This is a genomic window from Paenibacillus montaniterrae (assembly GCF_018403185.1).
Taxonomy (GTDB): Bacteria; Bacillota; Bacilli; order Paenibacillales; family Paenibacillaceae; genus Pristimantibacillus; species Pristimantibacillus montaniterrae.
Map to the genome: position 1 here is coordinate 79117 of NZ_BOSE01000006.1, position 21505 is coordinate 100621.

Genomic DNA, 21505 nt, shown 5'->3' on the forward strand with positions numbered 1-21505 from the left:
TTAGTCATTTAGCTATTGCATATTTTCCATGCGGTAAATGCGTATATGGCAGCCGCATCGACCATATCGTCCAGCGTTGGTTGAAAGCGTGCAGGGCCAAACGTCGCAGCCGGGATGCGATACATATTGAACACATTATGATCGCGCCACATGCTGGAGTATGCGTAATGCGCCAGCTGCAGCTCGCCTCGCTCTCCTGCCAGCATGCCTGCTCCAACCGCCTCGACCAGCGGAGCAATTTGCTGCTCGTCAGCCTCATGGCCTTGGCGATAAACAAGCGGCAGCACCTGCCCCTCCATGCCCGCTTCATGCAGCAGCCCTTCCAATTGGCGCTGAATCGGAGCAATCGACTGCTTCGCTGTAAGATTGACTTCAACATAAACCGAGCACACCTCGCTGCCGGCTCCCATAATATGCGGGTCGCCGCCGCGAATCGCGGAAATCTGCACCTTGGGAATCGATAAGCCGCCTGCTGCTTCATAGCGATTTTCCTGCTCGTAGCGAGCTGCCCAGCGCTGCAAATGCTCAATCAGCACCGCCACTCGCACCAATGGGTTCGGATGCTCGCGCAGCTGCTGCGGATGCTCCAGCATTGGCGTAAATACCTCCTCGCCGTACAAATCTATCCGATACAGCGCATGCCCGCAGCTCAGCCACGTCATGCCAAAGTCTGTTCCTTCTGCTGCAATCGCATAGTCTGGCGCGACTCCGCCATGTGACAGCAAATAATGCGCGCCAACTTCCTTGCCCATAAACTGGCTGCCGCGAAATTCCTCCACCTGCTCCGGCCCAATCTCCCCCGGACAAGCTGTAACATACAGATGTCCCTTTAGCGAGATCCCCGCCGATTTCAACGCTTTGGCAGCGATCAGCGTGCAGGTCATCGGACCGCGGTCATTTTCTACAGGACGGCCTGAAAATACGCCGTTGTTATAGCGCGCCTCCAGCCATTCGGAACGCTCGACCGTTTCAGGTCGGTAGCGCCAGGCATCGCGTTCATTGTACTGCGGCGCTTCTGTGTCCAGATGGCTTGTCAGCAGCAGGTTTTTCCCCTCGCCCGGAGCAGCCCCGCCCAGCGTGCCAATAACATTGAAGCGATCCTCAACCATGCCGACCTTGCGCGGTTTAAAGCCTTCCTTCTTCAGCCAGGCATACACATACTCGCCAGCTTCCTTCTCGTAGCCTGCGATGCTGCGAATATTGCCAAGCTCCAGCAATAAATCAATCAGCTCGGCGGGATTGATATGCTCGCGAATACGCTGCATCACGCTTCGCTCTTCCTCTGTCACCAGCCTTACAGCAGCAAGCCCCATCCCGCTCACGCTCCATTCCAATTTGAGATCACTTCATCTGTCTGCATAATCGTTGCAAAATTAAGCCCCAGTATCTTAAGCGCTGCCTGATGAACGTCCTGCTCATAAGCAGCGCAAGCATCATCCACTACTACAACCTCATAATCCTTCATAAATCCGTCTCGCACGGTAGAGTCGACACAGCATTCCGTCGTTACGCCCGCAACAATTAGCGTTTCCACCTGCAGCTGCTGCAATAGCAGCTCCAGATTGGTGCCGACAAATGCGCTGTAGCGCTGCTTGGTCACAACATAATCCTGTTCGGCTGGAACGAGTCGATATGGCTCTGCCCCAAAGCTGTCTTGCCGACAGAGCGCAACCGCCTGCTCGCCATCCATTCCCTGCCGTGCATACCAACGCTTCATCGCCCGCGAATCGGTCGCTGGCTGCGTGCTCAAGAAGATAAACACAACGGGAACATGATGCTCATGCGCCTTGTTGATAAGCCTTTCCATCTGGTCAACAGCAGCATCAATCGCGGATAAATCGACACCGTATTGTCCCATCTGCCCCTCGGCGCTGCAAAAATCCTGCTGAACATCTACGATAAGCAAGGCGGTCCGCTGCTTAAGCTCCCACTCCATACGCTCCACCCTCCACTCCTGTCGTCTCTTTGTCCCCACTGGTCAGGTTCAATGCAGATTCCATTTAAGATGATACAGTCGTACCGCGCAGCAACGGCAAAATGTCTCTGCCAAACACGGTTAAATCCTCCACATAATCCGGGAAGGTCAGCATCATGCCGTCAATTTGCGATACCTCCAATATTTCCTTAATGCGCGCAGTGATCGTATCGACACTGCCCGCAATTGTTTCATTCATAAACGCTTGCTTGGCGCGAACCGATATCGAGCTTTCACGTCCATCCGGGTCCAGCCCGTAGCTGCGCAGCAAGCCTTTAATCGCTTCAAGATCTGCGCCCTCATAATAATGCTTCACCCGCTCCTCGGCTTCAGCATCCGTCTTGCCAGTCACAACCGTAAACATCGAATACGTTTTGATCGTCTTGTTCCGCTCGGCAGCCAATTGTTTAGCTCTTGCATTAATCTCCGCCAAATCAGCCAAATCGCGTCCGCCTACAAAGCAGGCATCGCCTTCGTCAATCGTTACACCCAGCCCTTTATCCGATTGTCCTGCGCAAATAATAAACGGCTTTTCCTGAATCGGCTTAGGATTGGATTCGCAATCCTCCAGTGTAAAATATTTGCCTGTATGAGTAACGCGATCTTCCTTCCATAGCCGCTTCACGAGCTGCATCCATTCCTGAGCCAGATCATAGCGGTCGCTATGGCTCAGCTCCTCAGGCCATGTCCCCATTTGGCGAAACTCACCGGCATATGAGCCTGATACAACGTTCATGCCCACGCGCCCGCCGCTAATATCGTCAAGAGTCGCAAACATTTTGGCCGCTACGACCGGATGGAACAGCAGCGTATGTGCCGTTGCATAAATTTTTACGCGAGAAGTTGCCTCTGCCAGAGCAGCCATCATCGTCATGGATTCGAGAGAAGTTCCCCAATGATTGGTGTTGCCGCCATAGCCCTTCCATTTGGCCATCGCCATAATAAAATCAAAGCCGTATTCATCAGCAATTTTGGCTGCCTTGCGATTAATTTCGTATCTGCCATCAAGCTTTGGTGTCGTCTGCGAAATAATCCAGCCTCCGTTCGCTACAGGAAGAAACACGCCAAAATCCTTGTTACTAAAATCTTTACTCGTCATCTTGATCGCTCCTTTTCCATTCTCACAATCTGATCATGCTCCTACAGCTTTTACTGCTCCAGCCAAATCAGCTGCTCGCCGTCATAGATGCTGTCAATAAACGCATTGTTCATTACCTTGCTCACCTCTAGCTGCTCGCCAATAACGCTTGCCGCAAACAGCATGTCGATTTCGCGCTGCCACTGCTCGTCAGTTTGCCATGCTACGCCATGGCCCTCTGCACGCGAGCTTTCTACGAGCTCTCGCTCGACTGCCCAGCGATTCGTTTCCGCTGGAATATCATAGACAGAGTCAGAGCGAGCAGCCAACACCTGCAGCGACTCGTCAGGGTTAGCAACTGCATATTCATGTGCCTTCGACACTGCCCGCAAGAAATCCTCCACCGCCGTCGGATGCTCCGCTGCAAACTTGTTGTTCGCTGCAAGCACGCCGAACGAGGTTTCTGCGCCAAATTGTCCTGGATCAATAATCGACACGCTTTCTCCCATTTGCTCCAGTTGATAAGGCTCATTTGACTTGTAAACCGTTAACGCATCAACCTTGCCTGTGCTGAGCACCGTAGGATCATAGCCTACCGAAACCCCCTTCACTGAGGTCGGATCAACTCCGTTATGGTCGAACATCGCCAAAATATTGGCCGGCATAGCTCCATGATAGCCAATCGTTTTGCCAACCAGATCCTTTGGCTCAGCGATGCCGGAATCGCTCATAACAAGCAGCGCACTTGTGCCTACTCCGCCGAAGGTGGCAATCCCGCTAATATCTGCACCGTTGGCAACCGACTGAATAACAAGGCTCGGCGTGCCAGCAGAGGCAATTTGCGCTTGCCCGGCAGCCAAAAATTTCATCCCCTCCGAGTCAAGACCAGGCATAATTTTCACCTTCAAGCCCAATTCCTCGAAATAGCCAAGCTCATCAGCCATCACAACTTGAATATCCGGAGGTGAGGCTGCGTAATAATAGCCTGTCATATACGTAATCTCGCCAGCAGCTTCGTTCATAGCCTTGCGCTCTGCCCAATTGATGTCTTGAGTCGGCTCGCCAGACGCTTCATTGCCTGCATTACCCGATGATGAGCCGTTGCTTGCTTCTGGGGTTGGCGTCGGTGTATTGCTGGCGGAAGGCGCAGCATTATTGCCATTGCCGCAAGCAGACAGCACCATTGCGCAGCAAACGATCATTATTACTACCATCATATACAACCTTCTAGCTTTCTCCATCTCCCATACCTCCATTTATCTATTGTGTTCGTGTGCCTGCCAATTTCGCGGGCTATATCCCTCTATTGCTCGATACATGCCAGGAAAGCAGCTTAATCTCAATAAAACGCACGATATTCGTTAAGCAAATTCCCATTATCGCCAGCATAAAAATTGCAGAAAACATGCGCTCTGTTTGCATATAGTTGCTCGACATCATAATGATGTTGCCCAAGCCTTCGGTCGAGCCGCTCCACTCCCCAACGACTGCACCCATTACACTTAAGCTGACACAGGTTCTGGCAGCCGAGAACAAATACGGCAGACTGTTCGGCAGGCGCAGCTTCGTAAATATTTCACGCTTGCTCGCATGCAGGCTGTTCATATACTCCAGATGGTTCTCGTCGATCGAGCGAAAGCCCATAATCGAATTGATCAGCATCGGAAAGAACGTAATAATCGCTGCAATTAGCACCTTCGGCAAAGCATCAAAGCCAAACCATAGTATAAACAGCGGGGCGATTGCCATAATCGGCGTTACGTTAGCCAGTATCGCGATCGGCAGCAGCATGCGCTCCAGCAGCCTTGAATGCGCCATAAAGATACCCGCTGTAATCGCAACTGCCATGCCGAGAAAAAATCCGAGCAGCGCTTCATATAAGGTGACCCATGCATGAGGCAAATAAAAGGCAATGGAGCCGACCAGCTCCCGCACCACTGCCGTAGGCGCAGGCAATGTTACCGGATTTACGTTCAGCAGTCTTACCGCAGCCTCCCATAATAGAAATAAAGCGATAAATGCTGCTGCTGGCGGTAAATAGATCGATTCGGAAAACTTAAGCTTTAGCTTAACCAGCAGCTTGTCTTCCCTTTGCTTCTGTCTCACCTCTTGCCTGACGATCATCGTCGCTTCTTCTGCTGCACTTCGCATTGACTCCACATCCTTTCTTTGTATGGCGCTAATTTACTTCCACTTCTCGCGCAAATACCCGCGAATTTCCGATATATAATGATGGAATTGTTCATTGTCCTCGATGTCCGCGTGACGGGGACGCGGCAGATCAATATCTATTACCTTGCTCACCTGCCCTGGCCTTGCCGACATGACCACAACCTTGTCGGACAGCAGCACTGCTTCTCGCAGGCTATGTGTGACGAAAAGCACCGTTTTCTGATGGCTTTGCCATATGTCCAGCAGCTGGTAGCTAATCATCTCTCGCGTAATTTCATCCAAAGCTGAAAACGGCTCATCCATTAGCAAAATCGGCGCGCCTGATCCAAATGCTCTGGCAATCCCTACCCGCTGCTGCATCCCGCCCGACAGCTCCTTGGCATAGGAATGAACAAAGTCGCCCAAGCCAACTGACTGCAGCAGCTCAACAGGGTCCTCGCGTTGCTCCAGCTTCATTCCTGTCCCCTTCGTATTCACTTCAAACGGAACATTCATATTTTGCAGCACCGTTCGCCATGGAAACAAGGCTGGTGACTGTGGCACAAAGCCGAACTGCTTTTGCTTTTGAGCTCCTAGCGGCGATAGCCCGCCAATTGCAACCTCACCTTGATCAATGTCCGTTAATCCGCCAACTATTCGCAACAGAGTCGATTTTCCGCAGCCGCTCGGACCGATCAAACTTACAAATGTGCCTTGCTCAAATTCGAGATTAATGTCACGCAGCGCTTCTGTAACCTGCCCTCTTCGCTTGTAAAATTTGCTTACTTGCTGGATCTTGATGTACGTCACGTTGGATCACCACACTCACCTTTAAGTATTTAGTTAAAAATATTTAATTAATCAATTAAGCTGGTAATCAAATCGTATCACCGCGATATAATCATGTCAATTTATATAACCTTACTATAAATAAGTTTGTATTACTGCACGATTTATAGCATATATAATCCGCTTTCTTTGTTTTTTATTGTATTTTTCTACACATAAGTATTATTTTATTTTAGTTTAATGTTAATTTATATAACGTAAATATAACGCGAACCTTGTTTTTAGCTCACTTTTCCTTTTCAGCTTACTGTTCCCTTCCAGCTCACTATTGCATCCAGACATGCAGGCAGCAAAAAAGGCCTTTTTGAGTGGATCGCGTTTGCGAATCTCCCAAAAAGACCTTGGCGTACTAGCTACTTATTTATTTTATGATTAGAACCGGACAATTGCTTAGCTGAGCAACCTTCTGGCTGACGCCGCCAAGCATCATGCCTTTAATATTGCCTAAGCCGCGACTGCCGATTACGATAAGATCATAGCTTTGCTCCTGCGCAACCTTTACAATCATCCGTGATATACTGCTTCCCTGTACAAATAGCGCCTCCGTCTCAATCTCATACCCTTTCAGCTTTTGCTGAGACTCCTTCAGCAGCGCTTTGCCGGCATTGCTCATCTCGGCTAATATTTTTTCATAATCGGTGATGACCATTGTAGGCGGAATGACAAGCTCCTTGCCTACCGTAATAAGTGTCAGCTTTGCTTGATGCTCTTGTGCAAGCTGCCCTGCAGCATGCAGCACCTTATCGCTCATTTTGGAACCGTCGATCGCAACAAGAATTTTGTTAAACATCTCCATTCCTCCTTGTCTGAGCTTTTTTCCAAATGTACAGCTAATAGCAGGTGGCTATACTATCATTTTACATGAAAGCGCTTATCGTGAACAGGTTAAATTGTTGAATAATTCTGAAAACTTATAGATGGTGAAAGCTTCCTGAAATCATAGTATACTTAATCGAGTAATGACATTTCGTTAGGCGGTGCATCATTTTTGACCGAAAATCAAGAAAAACATAGAGCTGCCCGTAATCGCACAATGATACTGACAGAAGAAGAGCGGCAATTATACAAGCAACAGCTTATAACGCTGTCACAGCCAGCCACTACCGAGCAAATTTTAAATAAAACGATTCAGCAAAATTTATTCGAGGCGATGGACAAGCTACCTGATCAATTTGTTGATCTGATGTTTATCGATCCTCCTTATAATTTGACTAAAAGCTTTAACGGCAAAACGTTTAATAAAATGTCCAGTGACGCTTATACCGAATGGCTGGATTCATGGTTTTCACAGCTGATTCGCATCTTAAAGCCCCACGCTTCTGTATACATATGCGGTGACTGGCGCTCTAGTCACTCGATTTTTGAGGTTGCCTCAAAATATTTAAACATCATTAATCGCATTACATGGGAGCGTGAAAAAGGCAGAGGCTCGCTTACCAATTGGAAAAATGCATCTGAGGATATTTGGTTCTGCACCTGTTCAACCAGCTACACCTTTAACGTCGATCAGGTCAAGATGAAACGCAAGGTGATCGCGCCTTATCGCAACGAGCAGGGCAAGCCCAAGGATTGGGACGAACAGGCGGGAGACAAGTTCCGTTTGACCCATCCGTCGAATTTGTGGACAGATTTGACAGTGCCGTTCTGGTCGATGCCTGAAAATACCGACCATCCGACACAAAAGCCCGAGAAGCTGCTCGCCAAAATTATATTGGCAAGCTCCAATGAGCAGGATGTCGTATTTGATCCATTTCTCGGCTCAGGCACAACCTCCGTCGTCGCCAAAAAGCTGAAGCGGCACTATGTCGGCATCGAGCTGGATGAAACCTTCGCCTGCCTGGCGGAAAAGCGATTGAAGCTGGCCGAGGAGGATATAACCATTCAAGGCTACGCGGAAGGCGTATTCTGGGAACGAAACTCGCTGCAGGTGCAAGAAAAGGTGAAGCGGAACGAAGATTTTCAAGCAGAAAGCGAATAGCAGTGTGCATGACAAAAGCGCAGCGTCAAAGACATTACTTTGATGCTGCGCTTTTCTATTAATTCCAAGCTGCTAGACGATAAGCCTCAACAATACGATCAAGCTTAAGCTGTGAGGTGTCGCTAACGATATAGTTTGCTTGATGCAATGCATCCAAGCAGCCAACACCAACGGAAAACATGCCGGCGCTATTGATGGCCTCGATGCCTGCCTCTGAGTCTTCTACACCAATACAAGCATGATAAGGAATAGAAAAATAATCTGCGGCATTGGTAAACGTTTCAGGATGAGGCTTGCCAAAGCGGATTTTGCTGGCATCGACGACATAATCAAAGGCATCCTGCAAGCCAAGCTTATCCAGCACAAATGTTGCATTGCGACTTGCCGAGCCTAAAGCCAATTTAAATTGTCTTTCCTTCAGTTCGCGGATTAGCTCAGAAATGCCAGGCAGCACATCACTTGGCTTTATTGTATCGATCAATTGCTGGTAGATGGCATTTTTTTTGCTAGCCCACTGCTCTTTTTCATGTTCTGTCATTTCTTTTGCTTGTGAAGCAGCAGCAAGAACGCGGTTCAAGGATTCCATGCGGCTTACACCCTTTAAGCGCTCATTTAACGCACGATCTACAACAATGCCCAGCTCTTCTCCGATCTTTCGCCAAGCTAAATAATGAAACTCAGCAGTATCGGTTATAACTCCATCAAGATCAAAAATAAACAATTGCGGCTTTCTGTCCATTTACTGCTTCCTTCCCTGCTCTAACCATTTGGCACTTAGGTCAACCCATGAACCGAGGCTTAAGGACTTGACCTGTTCCTCAGACTTCACGGTTGCATCGCCAAGCGACATACCGTGAGGGCCCTTTTCGAACATATGAAGCTCGCATGGCACATTATACTCAACCAATTTCCCGGCCAAGCCGAGCAGATCGGTTGGCAGAATTACGCTATCCTCGTATGTTCCCCATATAAAGGTGCGCGGCACATCAGCGTTAACATATTGCAGCAAATTGAGTGATTTTTTCTCATCATCCGTCAAATTTTGCTTGCCCATTAAAATTTCGCGAATATTCGGTCCGCGGAAATCCGGCATTAGCCCCTTTTCCATCAGCTCAATGACAAAGGCTGGAGTTTCCTGCTCACGGGACTCCAATGTAACTGCTGGATAACCAAGAATAAGCTGATTCGGCTTAATTTGCTCAGAAGTGAGCCCTATTTCACTCGTAATGAGATCCTTTTTATAATACAGCCCCAAGCTTAAGGCAAGATTTCCTCCGGCTGAAAAACCGATTACTGTAATATCGTCTTGATCAACCAGCCATTCCTCCGCATGTTCACGAATAATCGCCATTGACTTGGCAAGCTCACGCAATGCTGTAGGAAAAGGATTTTCAATTTTAACGGAATAACTAAGCACAAATGCATGATACCCCATTCTGGCATAAGCCAACGCGACAGGCTCCGCTTCATTTTGTGAAATAAGCGCATAGCCTCCGCCTGGACAAATCAGCACAGCCGGGCGAATCAAGTGCTTGCGATCAAACTCTCCATCCTGCTGAATATAGGTTGTCAAAGTCGCCGAAGCATGCTCAAATAACTTTATCGTTTTATGGATCACGGTTTATCCGCCTTTCTATAATCGCGTATCCCATTTGCCGCAGAATGGATCAACTGGGCTTTTCCCAACAAATTTTGATTTCCCCATCAGCTTTTGTACGAGTAAAGGCAAAGTATAATCATTCGTGCCGTACGTGTTAATATAAGTTTTAACTCTAGGCACATCTAGCAAATGGTAAGGATTTTCAGTTGAAATAAAAATAGTTGGAATGGACTGCATATAAATGGGCACGTTAATTCCCATCGGATTGATCCATTCAATTCTTACTGTAGTCTGATTCGATTTTGTTGCCAGATTGCATAAATAGATGATGAGATCATAACGCTCCTTCATATCGTCAAATGAGCCCTGGTGTCCTTCGTAAACTCCGCTTGGCTCGAATCTGGTGACGCTAAAGCCTTCACGTTCCAGCAAAGGAGTAAAGGAGGCTGCAAGCCCTTTTGATTTATGATAGCCAAGAGCATTAGCCTCACTCTCAATATCATAAAGCAGAATATGCTTGTACCGCTCGCTAGTAAGGGGAAGCACGCCCGCTTCTTCCTTAACCAACGTAATCGAGCGGTCAGCAACCTGTCTGGCAATGGTCAAATGAGCTTCACTTTTCAGCACGGCGTTTGCATGATCCAGTGACGGAATATTGTTGATTTTATGCAAAGCAAGCGAGGCCTTTAAGCCAAGGATGCGCAAAACTGCTTCATCCAACCGTTGAGCGGAAAGCATCCCGGTTTCCAGCCCTTGCTTCATAAACAAAATATCTTCATCAAGGTTTTTCGTAAACAAAAACATATCACAGCCATGCTCAATCGCTTTGGGCACAAGTTCATTTCTCGGCATTGGAATATTCATTCCCGCCATCGTCGTTGCATCCGTAATAATTAACCCGTTAAAGCCCAATTGCTCCCGCAACAACCCGTTAAGAAGCTCTGGCGCAAGAGATGCAGGCAAAATCTGCTCATCCTGCAATGCCGGATTCAGCTTTTTTGAATATTCCGGCAACGAAATATGACCTACCATTACGGTTTTGGCACCTTCATTAATAAGATGGCGGTATATGTCTCCGAAGCTTTCGTCCCACTCTTCAGGCGACATCGTGTTTACTGATGTCACAAGATGCTGATCCCGCTCGTCTACGCCATCCCCGGGAAAATGCTTGATGGATACTGCCATTCCCCGCTCTTGCACCGCCTGCATATAGGCTGCTCCCATACGCTTCACTCGCTCCGGATCGCTGCCGAACGTTCGCGTGTTCGTAATTGGATTGCGGAAATTATAATCAACATCAACGACCGGGGCAAATGCATAGTTGGCGCCGACACTTTTACCTTCCATTGCGCACACCTCTCCCAGCCGATACGCCAGCTCAGTTTCATCAGTAGCCGCAATCGCCAGATTGGAGCCAATTTTCGTGCCATCCGACGTTATGCCTTGGCCTCCCGCCTCCAGATTAGCTGCAATCAGAAGCGGAATTTTGGTGTAGCGCTGCAACGTAGACACTGTAGCCAACACACTTTCTTTCTCCATGGAACGGCACATAAGTCCGCCTACTCCTAGCTCCTCGGTCAGCCTTCTTAAAAAAGGCTCGTCTTGCTTATAACCAACCATAAAAAACAATTGCCCGATTTTCTCGTTCGTTGTCATTTGCTCAAAGGTCGCTTGAACCCAGCGCAATTGTTCATCATCCAAATAAAACGGTTTATTCCGTAACATATTAATGTCCATGCTTTATCATTCTCCTCTCAACTAACTCTTCTACAGCCTGGTCTTGGGCGCCAACCGCTTGCGGCTGAACAGAGCGCGCAATTGCTCCTTATTCGTGGTATATGCCATGAAAGCAACGATAAACACGCCAACAATGACGGTTTGCAGCGAGCTGTCAATGCCTAGCACAACCATGCCGTAGGATAATGCATTCATGCCCAGCGCACCTGCAAAAATCCCTAACGATAAATTTGTAAATTGTGCTAAATAGAGGCCAACCAGAACTGGGCCCATAGAAGAGAACATCAATGAGGTTGAGCTCAAATTGCTAGCCGGTGTAACAAGCACCGTTGAAGCATTCAATACCGCCGCGACGCCGAGCAGCGCTCCAACCACTATATAAGTGATTACTATATTTTTCTTTTCCTTGACGCCCGCATTGACAGCCAGGCGCGGGCTAGCGGCAAGCGCCCTCGTATCGTAACCGAACTTGGTATGGCTCAGCAAATAATAAAACAGCACCATTACAAGCAAAAGCACAATATAAATCCAAGGAGAACGGGAGAATACAGTCAAATTAGCATGCATATACAACTGTGTTCCTGAACCGCCAAATATAACACCGGAAATCGCCTCATATATCATGACGACACCAAGCGAGACAATTATAGTCGGCACCCGCATCGTCAAATAAAGAATACCTTCAAGCACACTGAGTATAATTGCAATCACAATTGTAAGCACAAGCAGCATCACCGGCCCCAAGCCTAATGCAATGGCCAGATTGCTGCCAGTAATACCAGCCAGTATAATAATAATTCCAGGCGCAAAATCCCATCTGCCTCCGGAAAGAGGCAACGCAATCGCATATGCTATTATCGTTGTTAATACGCTGCCTCTCACGATTCGATCAAAAGCCCCGGAAGACATATAGCCGCTCTTGTCCATTAAAATGGTTATAAGCAAAATAATGAGATAGACGGCAAGCGGAAACACAAACGTTTTTAAAAGATTAACTACCCGTTTTAGAATCAAGCCTGTCATAGTTTCACTCCGTTACGGCTTGCCTAATTTTTTTGAAATAGCAAGCATAATTTAATTTCTTTCCGCTTTAATTTCAGCAAGCGTCCGATTCGTTAATTTTTGCAACGATTCCCAGGTTGCACGATCGTTGAAGCTTAGCATCGTTTGCTTTAACTCCTCTGCCGTAACAGCACCGTTTGACTTATCCTTTGGAATAACGTAGTTTTTAAAGTCCTCGATTTCTTCAACTGTAGTGAACGTTACGTAGTTGACATAGCCATTTTGCTGCCAATCCGAGTAAGCCTTTCCGTTTAGGCGATCATACAATTGCGCAAAGGAATTGGCGACAAGCTCGCCGTAATTGTTCGTTCCTGCCATAATAATGCTGCCATTTTCCATGCCTGCTGTTACTGAATCGTTATAACCAAGCGCCAACAGTCGAATGTCTGGCTTCGTGCTGTTAAGAATTGCCGGATAAACAAAATCCATGCCAGACCCTAAACCGAAAATCGCATCTACCTCAGGATAATTGGATATAATTTTAGTTACAGCATCTACTGCATTTTCCGGAGCAAATGAGTGATATTCCGTTGGATACACGGTAATCTCTCCCGCCGTGTCAAGATTTTTTATTTCATCCGTAAAGCCTTTAATGATCGCAGGAGCATCTACAAATGCGAACTCTGGAAACGACGTAATCCCGATATGCTTAACACCGGCAGCATACGCTTGCTTGGCATATTTCGCTCCTAATTGCTGCGGATCTTCTCCAAATTGCTTAATGCCCCCTACGAAATAATCACTTGTGATGGCTTCATCTACTTCTCCAAGTGTAACCGAATAGTACACGCCTGCTTCCTCAGCAAGGCTTACACTTTGCTCAAGCGCTGTGTCATAGCCGCTAATGACGGCGTCTACACCAGAAGCAAGCAAGTTTTCAAGACCGCTGATATGGTCCTCCTCGCTGGACCCTACGGTAGCAAAGTTAAACTTCACGTTAAAATGTTGTTCGAGATAAGCACTATATTCTTTAATTTGCTGTCCCTGAATGTCCGTATAGTTATATAACATAACGCCAATTGTAAAATCTTTCTGCTCACTGCTTGAACCACTATCTTTCTCGCCGCTGCATCCTGCCAAAACGACACCTGCAAGTAAAATAAACGCCAATAGATTGAACATCCATTTCTTTTGTTTCATGACAATTACCCCTTTATTATTTTTTATAACGCTATCCCTAGGCTACCTAGGCATAACTTCTCCCCTAGGTCTTCTCAGCAACAAAAACACTACAAGCAAAAAAATAATGCCTCTGATTAGAGATACAACTTCTGGCGCAACGCCTACCATTACAAGGCCATTATTCAGCACTACATAGGTAATGCTGCCGACAAAAGCAGAACTCATTTTTGAACGGCTTCCTCCGTTCAGTGCCATTCCACCCAGAACAAGCGCAACAATAACATCCATTTCCATGCCCATTCCTGTATTTTCACTAACGACTGCTGATCTCGACAGCGAAAGAATCGAGGCACAGCCTACTAGAACACCAGCTATTGCATACGAAATGAGCTTCGTATATTTTACACGCACTCCGCTTTGCGAAGCTGCAAGCGGATTGTCGCCGATTGCTTTGCTGTGTTTTCCGATTTTAGTAAAATGAAAGATTACATATCCAACAACGCCAACCAGCACAATAATGGTAATAATGATTGGCATGCTTCGTCCTATTTCTCTTAGCACGCCTGTATCTGTCAAGGCAATTTTGGCGCTTGATGTTGATACTTGATAGGTAACCAGCCCTCTTGCTACAAACATGATAGCAAGTGATGAAATAACCGCCATTAAACCAAATAAGTTACTTATGATTACATTTACCATATAACAAGCTACAGATACTGCTATTGCAGCAAGAACCCCAACTGCCAAAGGCGCCCCAGCATTTATCGTATAAATAGCCACCATAGAGCTTAGCGCAATAACAGCTCCGGCCGATATATCCATCCCGCCATGCGAAAATACAAAAACCATGCCAACGGATATCGTAAACAATACAACCAATTGTTTTAAGATTGTGCGAATATTGAAATCAGACAACAATGCTCCGTCTGTCATAACGGTAAACGCTATCAACACGAGCAGCAGCCCCGCATATTGGATTAGCGTGTTTTGATTCTTTTTAATAAAAAGCGGGATTGAAAGTTCGCTCATTCAATCATCACCTCCCTTAAATCATGTAATCGATTAGCATCGATTCACTCAGATGTTCATCTCGTATAAATTGGTTCGTTATTTTTCCATCCTTCATAATCAGAATTCGATCACTCATTCCAATTAACTCCGGCAGTTCCTCGGAAATAATTAAAATCGCATAACCTTGTTGCTTCAGCGCGTACAACAATTGATACATCGTCGTCTTGACGCCCACATCAACACCACGAGTCGGGCTATCCAAAATTAAAATCTTTGAATTGTTGCCGATCCACTTGCCAAAGGAAACCTTTTGTTTGTTTCCGCCTGAAAGCTCGCCAACTGGTTGATTCATGCCACTTGCCTTCACGTTAAGATTTTGCATTTGCTTGGCGGCAAAGCTTTTTTCCTGAGCCGGTAAAATCAGACCAAATTTAGCCAGCTTGTCCAAAGCAGATAAAACCAAATTCTCTTTAATTGACGCTTCCATAATGAGTGTTTCCTGGTCGCGATTTTTCGAGACATAGCCGATCTGATTGGCAATCGCAGTTTGTACGTTTTTGACAAGCTGCGGATATAGCTGCTGCTGATCATTTTCATGCTTGGCAGCTTCAGCCTGCTTGCGGGAAGGAGGGCGTTCACCGTACACGATCACTTCACCTTGATCTGGCTTTAGCTCGCCGAACATAACTTTTCCGATTTCATGCATTCCGCTGCCAGACAATCCACCAATTCCTAGTATTTCACCTTGATGGAGCTCAAGATTAATATTTTGAAGCAGTGAGGTATGAACACCGTTAACCCGCATCATAACCTGTTCGCCATGCGAACCGTCAAAGTCGCTTCTGTAGTAATTGCCTTCAATGACTCTGCCGACCATAGATTGCTTAATATAATGTTCATCAAATTCAGCACGATCAATTGTTGTAATAAGATTTCCATCCCGCATAACCGTCAATGCATCGCATATTTCCATCAGCTCTGGAAGATCATGAGAAATAAACAGTACAGCCTTGTTCTGATCGCGCAGCTTGCGCATAAGCTGATGAATTAATTGTCTGCCATCATGAGACAAAGCTGTTGTTGTCTCATCGACAATGAACAGCTCCGGCTCATAGTACAATGCTCTGGCAATTTCAATCAGCTTTCTCTGTTCAAAGTTCAGTTTGTATACTGGCAATGAAACATCCATATCTCCATAATCGATAAGCGCCAGCGCCTTTTCTGCTTCCTGCTGCATGCGCTTTCGATCAATAACACCATTCTTGTAAAAGCGAACTTCATCCCCCAAAAATATATTTTCTGCAATTGAAAGCTGCCCTATCGTGCCCGCCTCCTGCACAATCATCGATATTTTGTTGTCTCTTGCATCAAGCGGACTTTTAGGATTGTAAGAAGCTCCCTGAAGCATCAATTCACCTGCTGTTTTCGGAAGCAATCCACTAATAATAGCTGAAATCGTAGATTTCCCGGAACCGTTCTCACCGATTAGACCACGAATTTCCCCACGATAGATATTGATGCTTACGTCGTTAACAGCCGTAACCTCATTGAATTTTTTTATGATGTTTTTTGTTTCTAAAAATACGGGTTTGTCCATAAAAACCTTCCTTTAATTTGATATCGTTTTCTTCCCGCAGCCTCAGTGTACCATTATCGAAGAACGACTATAACTGCATCTTTTATCTTCATAAGGGCAAAATATTAACCAAAAAAATAGGCGAAAAGCGACAACTGCTGCAAGCTATGTAAAAGAAAAGTAATAGCTCTGCAAAGATTAAAAAATGACGTTAACATTTATCCTTTATAGAGTAAATTTTTAATCTTTCTATCGTAAGCTATTTATTTTAGTTAAGAGTATTGTTTATAAGATAAACATTTAGTATACTCTGTCCAACAAATGGATTAATTTATTAATGGTTAGGGGGTGCATACGCTTTGGAATTTCGCCATGAAATCATTTCGTTTCCGAAAAAGCTTCCGATCAAATTCTTTCTGCACCGGATTGGCAATGTGAGCAGGCATTGGCATCAGTCCTTAGAGCTGATTGTAGTTATGAAAGGAGATGTCGATATTACGGTAAACAGTTTATCTTATCGACTCGGAGCTGGTGATTTAATACTAATCAATTCGAACGAGGTGCATGAGCTTCATTCCGCGGATGCTACCATGGTAGCCTTGCAAATCAAGCTGGAGCTGCTTAAAGAAGTCGTCGCTGATGTAAAGAAAATGTACTTCGATTGCAATACAGTGAAGGCTGATCAGCCTGAATTATTCACAAATATTAAGCGCATCGTTGCTCAAATATTGCAATATAACATTAACGGTTCCGAATTTATCGACTTGAAAAATGCAGCCTTAATTTATGAGCTGATCTATGAGCTATGCACCAACTTCAGCAGTGATGAGCAAAAAACGTTGAGGCAGCCAAAGGAAGGACTAGATCGCCTTCAACGCATCCTGGAATACGTCAACAGTCACTACAACGAACCGATCTCGCTGCAGCAGGTGGCGAAGCAGCAATTTTTGTCGGTTCCTTATTTATCCAAATATTTCAAAAACAAATTAGGCTTGTCGTTTAGTGATTATTTGAAGGATTTAAGGCTGTATTATGCGGTGAATGATTTATTAAACGAGTCTTTAACAATCGACCAAATTGCCGCAAAAAACGGCTTTCCAAACCCGCGCTCTTTTGTAGTTGCATTTAGCGAAAAATATGGCGAGCTACCCAGCATATGGCGCAAAAAGCATGCGGAAGAAATGTTAGGAAGTGTTGAGACTACAAAAGAAAAATCGGTAAATTATTATCAGGACGAGCCTCATTCCTATCATGAGGAAATTTCACGGTTCATTGAAAGCAATCTGATTGAGCAGCAAGTCGCTCCACCTGCAAAAATATTGCAGCGCACCTCTTCTGCACATCAAATTACTTTGAATAAGCCAGGCAAAACGTTGAAGCATTACTTCAAAACCTTCATCGGGGTAAGTCGAGTTAAGGAAGTGCTGTATGCTGATGTTCAAGAAGCATTGCGTACTGCGCAACGAGAAATTGGATTTAAATATATTAAAATGCACAGCTTGCTTGATGATGATCTTATGGTTTACAGCGAGGATGCAGAAGGAAAAGCACTATATAACTTTCAACTGATTGACAAAGCATTTGACTTTTTGCTTTCAATAGGCTTAAAGCCGCTCGTGCAATTTTCCTTTATGCCTGCCAAGCTGGCCAGTGATCTATCCAAAACCGTGTTCTATGTCAATATTAATACGAGTCCGCCAAAGGATTTAAATAAATGGAATGGACTTGTGCACGCTCTCACCTTGCATCTCATTAAACGCTACGGTATTGCTGAGGTGCGCAGCTGGTTATTTTGCGTATGGAACGAACCAAGCTCATCGAATTTGCTGTTTGGCTTTAAGGAAGATGAAACCTTCTTTACGCTCTACCAAAACACATACAATACTGTAAAACGCATCGATCCATCACTGCAATTTGGCGGACCTGCCGCATTTTCAACCTATAACAAGAGCGAGGACTGGTTGTTTTCATTTCTGAATTTTTGCAAAGATCAGCAGTGCTTGCCGGATTTTATAACCGTTCACTATTACGATATCGATTTAAAATCAACCAATAATTATATCGGGATCGATAAACAATTAAATCTTAGTCCTGTCACCAACTCATTCCAGCAATTTATTGATCGGCTGCAGCTTCGCCTACGTGCGATCAAGCTGGATAATTTGCCCGTTTATATGACGGAGTGGAACTCCACCGTTTCTCATAAGGACCTGATGAACGACACCTGCTTCAAGTCCGCCTACGTCATAAAAAATATTTTAGAAAACTATGATCGGCTCAACTCGTTTGGGTATTGGCTGCTTACTGATTTGCATGAGGAAAATCGTCTGCCTCCTCAACAATTTCATGGCGGGCTAGGTTTGTTTACGGTTAACAATATTAAAAAGCCTGCATACCATGCCTTTTGCTTTTTAAACAGACTTGGTGATGAACTGATTGCGAAAGGGGACGGATACTTTATTACACGGAAGGAGCAGCAAATCCAGATTTTGCTGTACAATTATTATCACTATGATGATATCTATGCCAACGGAATTTCGATAAGCATTTCACATCAGGAACGATATTCGCACTTTCCAGGCAAAGCGAAGCGTGAATTTATTTTGGAGCTAATGCCGCTCGCTGGCAGCTTTGAAATTAGGCACTCCTTTGTAAATCGCAGCTATGGCAGCGCTTTTGATCATTCGTTGCTGCTCGGTCACGATAGCGAGCTTTCCTTGCAGGATATCGAATACCTAAAGCAAATTTCAATTCCGAGAATCGAGAAGGAATTTGCTCAAGCAGCTAACACGTTAACGATTCAGGCTACGCTTGAACCATTTGAAATTCGTCTAATCGAGGTGTCAGCGCGGCATACTGTGTAATCATTGTGATGAGGCTGGACAAAGCTTTACCATTAGTATATCATAATCTTTCCTTTCAAAGGCATCATACAAACAAAGGAGATGCTCAGTAAGTCAGTGAAAGCTGACAAACAGAACATCTCCTTTGCTATTAAGTCCGGCTATTACTTTATAAACCGCCGTACAAGCTGGCTCAGCTTGTACACGAGCCATACGATCGATGCTGCCAGCATCATATCGAACGCGACATTGAACAAGAACAAATGCTTGCCCAAATCGGCCAATCCGTCGCCAACGATCGGAATAAGGAAGCCGAAGCAGCCGATCAAGCCGACGACCATAAACAGCTCAAGCTGAATGCGAGTGCGCAGATCGGCTTTGCGAAGCCATTCCACAATAAGCACGCCGTAGTACAGCACGTAAACGAGTACGATAAACCATAGCTGATTAGGCAGCACCGTCCGTTTTAACTCGCTCCATAAGCTGTATTTGAAGGTTACCGCGCCTGGCGGCTTGCCTTCTGATATTTCATAGGTTCCCAAATAGTATGGGCGTATCGTCATGCTATGCTCTGCCGCATACGACATCCGCTCAATCAGGCGACCGGGATCCTTCAAGTAAAACAGCGCAACATCCATATGCGAAATGCGATTGTAGAAGTCTTCCTGCAAGCTCGGATCATCCTGCTTGATTGCCGTATCCGCTTGAAAATAATTGGTGCCGGCCAGCACAGATAAATGAGCGGGCAGTCCCAGCTCCTCCAGATCTTCTTCCACTGTAGTGGAACCATTTAATATGCCAAAAAACACCGTTTGATACAAATTGATTTGCTTAAAGTCCTTCGGAGCAAAAATATACATCGCCGCCGATATGACAACAAGCGCAACACTGCAAGCAATCGCCAGTCGTTTCCACGAGCGATCCTGCTTGTGCAGCATGGCAAAACGCACGCATAGCAGTGCAAAAAACAAGCCAATTGGCGCGTTTTGCGTTTTGGCGCAAATTAAAAACAAGCCGGAAATAACGAACAGCACGAACAGCTTTTTGCTCGGCTCCTTTTTTGCTAATACCGTTATCCCCAGCGCTAAGGTCAGCAGCATAAAAATAAGCGATACTGGCTCGCCAAACAGCGAGTTGAAATATGCCAAATAGCCCACATCGTGAAACATAATGAGCAGCACTGCGGTTAACGCGATCGCAACCACAATCCCTTTCTTTTTAAAGGCGGCGATTAACAAGCAGCTTGCAACCATTAGCAGCAGCGCATATAGCGCACCAAGAAAGCGGATATCAAAAAAGCTCGAGTTAAAAATAAGGGCAATCGTACGCGCGAGCAGCACGATCAACAATTGCGAGGTCAGATAAAAACCTCTAAAAAATGAATCATACGCAAATTCAGCATGAGCATAAGAGAAAAAGCGCTCCTCATAGCTTTCCAGTTCATTGTAATAATTTAGGCCAATCGAGCCCATAATCCGTAAAAAGTCCCCATTATCTGCAACTCCGATAAAGCTGCCTGCAAACAACAGCACAACAAAAATAGCTAGCGCAGCGACGCAGTACAGCCACTCCAGCCTAAACCGAATTCTCATACCCTACTCTCCATTTCCTTTACAATCTCTCTCTTTTTCAAGCTATCCTGTTAGCTTGCATCTACTTTGCAAAGCATTAACCCCTTTGCTATATTATCACATTTGTAAACTATTGCTAAATATTTTGTGCATATTTCGATGTGAAAAGTTAATCATCCATTAACAAACGCTCGTTATAATGAAGTCATTCTCATCTACCTACAAAAAAGAAAGGAAAACAACTATGGGAATTCATATCTACTTTCAATCGTTGAACGATCTGGAGCGCATTATTCGTTGTCCAGGAAAATTCAAATTCGAGGAGCATAGTGTAGCCGCTCATTCGTGGAAGGTCGTACAGTACGCCAAAACATTAGCCGATATTGAAGAAAGCAACGGCGTGAGCATTGATTGGAAAAAGCTATACGAAATTACGAGCAGCCATGATTATGGCGAAATTTTCATTGGAGATATTAAAACACCGGTCAAGCACTACTCACTTGAGCTGAGAGGCATGCTGCAGCAGGTAGAGGAAGGCATGATTGCCCATTTTATCGATGAGCATATTCCAGTCGAGCTGCAGGACATCTTTCGCCGCCAGCTGCGCGAGGGCAAGGATCAAACGGTGGAAGGTTTAATTCTTGAGGTTGCAGATAAGCTGGATCAAGTATATGAGGCTTTTACCGAATTGAAGCGCGGAAATACCGAAAAAGAGTTTGTGACGATGTACCGCGAGGCATTACGGAAAATTAGCCGGATCAAGCTGCATTGTGTCGATTATTTTCTGGCTCATATTTTGCCGGACCTGATCAGCGAAAGTGAAGCTTGCCCTGTAGACATTAAACGCATTACACAGGAAGCGCTGGACCCTGCACAATAGTCCCGCTTGCTCCTGTCGAATTGGCGAAACTGCTGCTCTGTTCTTTGCTACTTCTTTCCACAGCTCCACTCC

The 21505-nt window shown here is 45.6% G+C and carries 18 protein-coding genes; 3 read left to right on the forward strand and 15 right to left on the reverse strand.

Features of this window, described 5'->3' with window-relative positions; translation table 11 throughout:
* Positions 1-8: 8 nt before the first annotated feature.
* The 7 genes from KJS52_RS15955 to KJS52_RS15985 all read right to left on the reverse strand — a co-directional run bounded on the left by KJS52_RS15955 (position 9) and on the right by KJS52_RS15985 (position 6843).
* The gene (locus KJS52_RS15955) at positions 9-1313 is read right to left on the reverse strand and encodes a zinc-binding metallopeptidase family protein (RefSeq protein WP_213517060.1); all 1305 of its coding nucleotides are present in this window, start codon (positions 1311-1313) and stop codon (positions 9-11) included.
* Between the two features lie 5 nt (positions 1314-1318).
* Positions 1319-1936 carry a cysteine hydrolase family protein gene (locus tag KJS52_RS15960; RefSeq protein WP_213517062.1) on the reverse strand — a complete coding sequence of 206 codons (618 nt, stop codon included), beginning with the start codon at positions 1934-1936 and terminating at the stop codon, positions 1319-1321.
* A 64-nt stretch (positions 1937-2000) separates the two neighbouring features.
* Positions 2001-3074 (reverse strand): LLM class flavin-dependent oxidoreductase, encoded by a 1074-nt coding sequence (locus KJS52_RS15965; RefSeq protein ID WP_213517064.1) that lies wholly within the window; start codon positions 3072-3074, stop codon positions 2001-2003.
* A 50-nt stretch (positions 3075-3124) separates the two neighbouring features.
* Positions 3125-4294, reverse strand: a complete 1170-nt coding sequence (locus KJS52_RS15970) for an ABC transporter substrate-binding protein (protein ID WP_213517066.1) — start codon at positions 4292-4294, stop codon at positions 3125-3127.
* A gap of 52 nt (positions 4295-4346) precedes the next feature.
* A complete protein-coding gene (locus KJS52_RS15975; RefSeq protein ID WP_213517068.1) occupies positions 4347-5204 on the reverse strand; it encodes an ABC transporter permease in 858 nt (285 codons plus the stop codon).
* 33 nt (positions 5205-5237) lie between these two features.
* On the reverse strand, positions 5238-6014 hold the full coding sequence (locus KJS52_RS15980) for an ABC transporter ATP-binding protein (RefSeq protein WP_213517070.1): 777 nt from the start codon (positions 6012-6014) through the stop codon (positions 5238-5240).
* Between the two features lie 400 nt (positions 6015-6414).
* Complete coding sequence (locus KJS52_RS15985; protein ID WP_213517071.1) at positions 6415-6843, reverse strand: universal stress protein; 429 nt, start codon at positions 6841-6843, stop codon at positions 6415-6417.
* 243 nt (positions 6844-7086) lie between these two features.
* Between KJS52_RS15985 and KJS52_RS15990 the strand changes: the two genes are divergently transcribed.
* Positions 7087-8031, forward strand: coding sequence for a DNA-methyltransferase (locus KJS52_RS15990; RefSeq protein WP_213517073.1), 945 nt, complete (start codon positions 7087-7089; stop codon positions 8029-8031).
* 58 nt (positions 8032-8089) lie between these two features.
* On the opposite strand, the gene pgmB is transcribed toward KJS52_RS15990, so the two are convergent.
* The 7 genes from pgmB to KJS52_RS16025 are packed head-to-tail and all read right to left on the reverse strand — an operon-like array spanning position 8090 to position 16160.
* The gene (gene pgmB, locus KJS52_RS15995; protein ID WP_213517075.1) at positions 8090-8770 is read right to left on the reverse strand and encodes a beta-phosphoglucomutase; all 681 of its coding nucleotides are present in this window, start codon (positions 8768-8770) and stop codon (positions 8090-8092) included.
* The gene (locus tag KJS52_RS16000; protein ID WP_213517077.1) at positions 8771-9649 is read right to left on the reverse strand and encodes an alpha/beta hydrolase; all 879 of its coding nucleotides are present in this window, start codon (positions 9647-9649) and stop codon (positions 8771-8773) included.
* A 15-nt stretch (positions 9650-9664) separates the two neighbouring features.
* On the reverse strand, positions 9665-11368 hold the full coding sequence (locus KJS52_RS16005; protein ID WP_213517079.1) for a glycoside hydrolase family 3 protein: 1704 nt from the start codon (positions 11366-11368) through the stop codon (positions 9665-9667).
* 30 nt (positions 11369-11398) lie between these two features.
* Positions 11399-12391 (reverse strand): ABC transporter permease, encoded by a 993-nt coding sequence (locus tag KJS52_RS16010; protein ID WP_213517081.1) that lies wholly within the window; start codon positions 12389-12391, stop codon positions 11399-11401.
* 51 nt (positions 12392-12442) lie between these two features.
* Complete coding sequence (locus KJS52_RS16015) at positions 12443-13570, reverse strand: sugar ABC transporter substrate-binding protein (protein ID WP_213517083.1); 1128 nt, start codon at positions 13568-13570, stop codon at positions 12443-12445.
* Between the two features lie 42 nt (positions 13571-13612).
* Complete coding sequence (locus tag KJS52_RS16020; protein ID WP_213517085.1) at positions 13613-14581, reverse strand: ABC transporter permease; 969 nt, start codon at positions 14579-14581, stop codon at positions 13613-13615.
* Between the two features lie 16 nt (positions 14582-14597).
* Positions 14598-16160 carry a sugar ABC transporter ATP-binding protein gene (locus KJS52_RS16025; protein WP_213517087.1) on the reverse strand — a complete coding sequence of 521 codons (1563 nt, stop codon included), beginning with the start codon at positions 16158-16160 and terminating at the stop codon, positions 14598-14600.
* Between the two features lie 338 nt (positions 16161-16498).
* Here KJS52_RS16025 and KJS52_RS16030 point away from each other — a divergent pair, with 338 nt between their 5' ends.
* Positions 16499-19003 (forward strand): GH39 family glycosyl hydrolase, encoded by a 2505-nt coding sequence (locus KJS52_RS16030; RefSeq protein WP_213517089.1) that lies wholly within the window; start codon positions 16499-16501, stop codon positions 19001-19003.
* A gap of 143 nt (positions 19004-19146) precedes the next feature.
* Here KJS52_RS16030 and wsfD read toward each other — a convergent pair whose 3' ends face one another.
* A complete protein-coding gene (gene wsfD / locus KJS52_RS16035; protein ID WP_213517091.1) occupies positions 19147-20574 on the reverse strand; it encodes a glycan biosynthesis hexose transferase WsfD in 1428 nt (475 codons plus the stop codon).
* 223 nt (positions 20575-20797) lie between these two features.
* On the opposite strand from wsfD, the gene KJS52_RS16040 reads away from it, so the two are divergent.
* Entirely contained in the window at positions 20798-21433 is a 636-nt protein-coding gene (locus KJS52_RS16040; protein WP_213517099.1) for a YfbR-like 5'-deoxynucleotidase, read from the forward strand.
* Positions 21434-21505: the final 72 nt, after the last annotated feature.

Coding starts and splice junctions, on each gene's coding strand:
- KJS52_RS15955 (WP_213517060.1), bottom strand. CDS start 1,313: ATGGGGCTTGCTGCTGTAAGGCTGGTGACAGAGGAAGAGCGAAGCGTG.
- KJS52_RS15960 (WP_213517062.1), bottom strand. CDS start 1,936: ATGGAGTGGGAGCTTAAGCAGCGGACCGCCTTGCTTATCGTAGATGTT.
- KJS52_RS15965 (WP_213517064.1), bottom strand. CDS start 3,074: ATGACGAGTAAAGATTTTAGTAACAAGGATTTTGGCGTGTTTCTTCCT.
- KJS52_RS15970 (WP_213517066.1), bottom strand. CDS start 4,294: ATGGAGAAAGCTAGAAGGTTGTATATGATGGTAGTAATAATGATCGTT.
- KJS52_RS15975 (WP_213517068.1), bottom strand. CDS start 5,204: ATGCGAAGTGCAGCAGAAGAAGCGACGATGATCGTCAGGCAAGAGGTG.
- KJS52_RS15985 (WP_213517071.1), bottom strand. CDS start 6,843: ATGTTTAACAAAATTCTTGTTGCGATCGACGGTTCCAAAATGAGCGAT.
- KJS52_RS15990 (WP_213517073.1), top strand. CDS start 7,087: ATGATACTGACAGAAGAAGAGCGGCAATTATACAAGCAACAGCTTATA.
- pgmB (WP_213517075.1), bottom strand. CDS start 8,770: ATGGACAGAAAGCCGCAATTGTTTATTTTTGATCTTGATGGAGTTATA.
- KJS52_RS16005 (WP_213517079.1), bottom strand. CDS start 11,368: ATGGACATTAATATGTTACGGAATAAACCGTTTTATTTGGATGATGAA.
- KJS52_RS16010 (WP_213517081.1), bottom strand. CDS start 12,391: ATGACAGGCTTGATTCTAAAACGGGTAGTTAATCTTTTAAAAACGTTT.
- KJS52_RS16015 (WP_213517083.1), bottom strand. CDS start 13,570: ATGAAACAAAAGAAATGGATGTTCAATCTATTGGCGTTTATTTTACTT.
- KJS52_RS16020 (WP_213517085.1), bottom strand. CDS start 14,581: ATGAGCGAACTTTCAATCCCGCTTTTTATTAAAAAGAATCAAAACACG.
- KJS52_RS16025 (WP_213517087.1), bottom strand. CDS start 16,160: ATGGACAAACCCGTATTTTTAGAAACAAAAAACATCATAAAAAAATTC.
- wsfD (WP_213517091.1), bottom strand. CDS start 20,574: ATGAGAATTCGGTTTAGGCTGGAGTGGCTGTACTGCGTCGCTGCGCTA.
- KJS52_RS16040 (WP_213517099.1), top strand. CDS start 20,798: ATGGGAATTCATATCTACTTTCAATCGTTGAACGATCTGGAGCGCATT.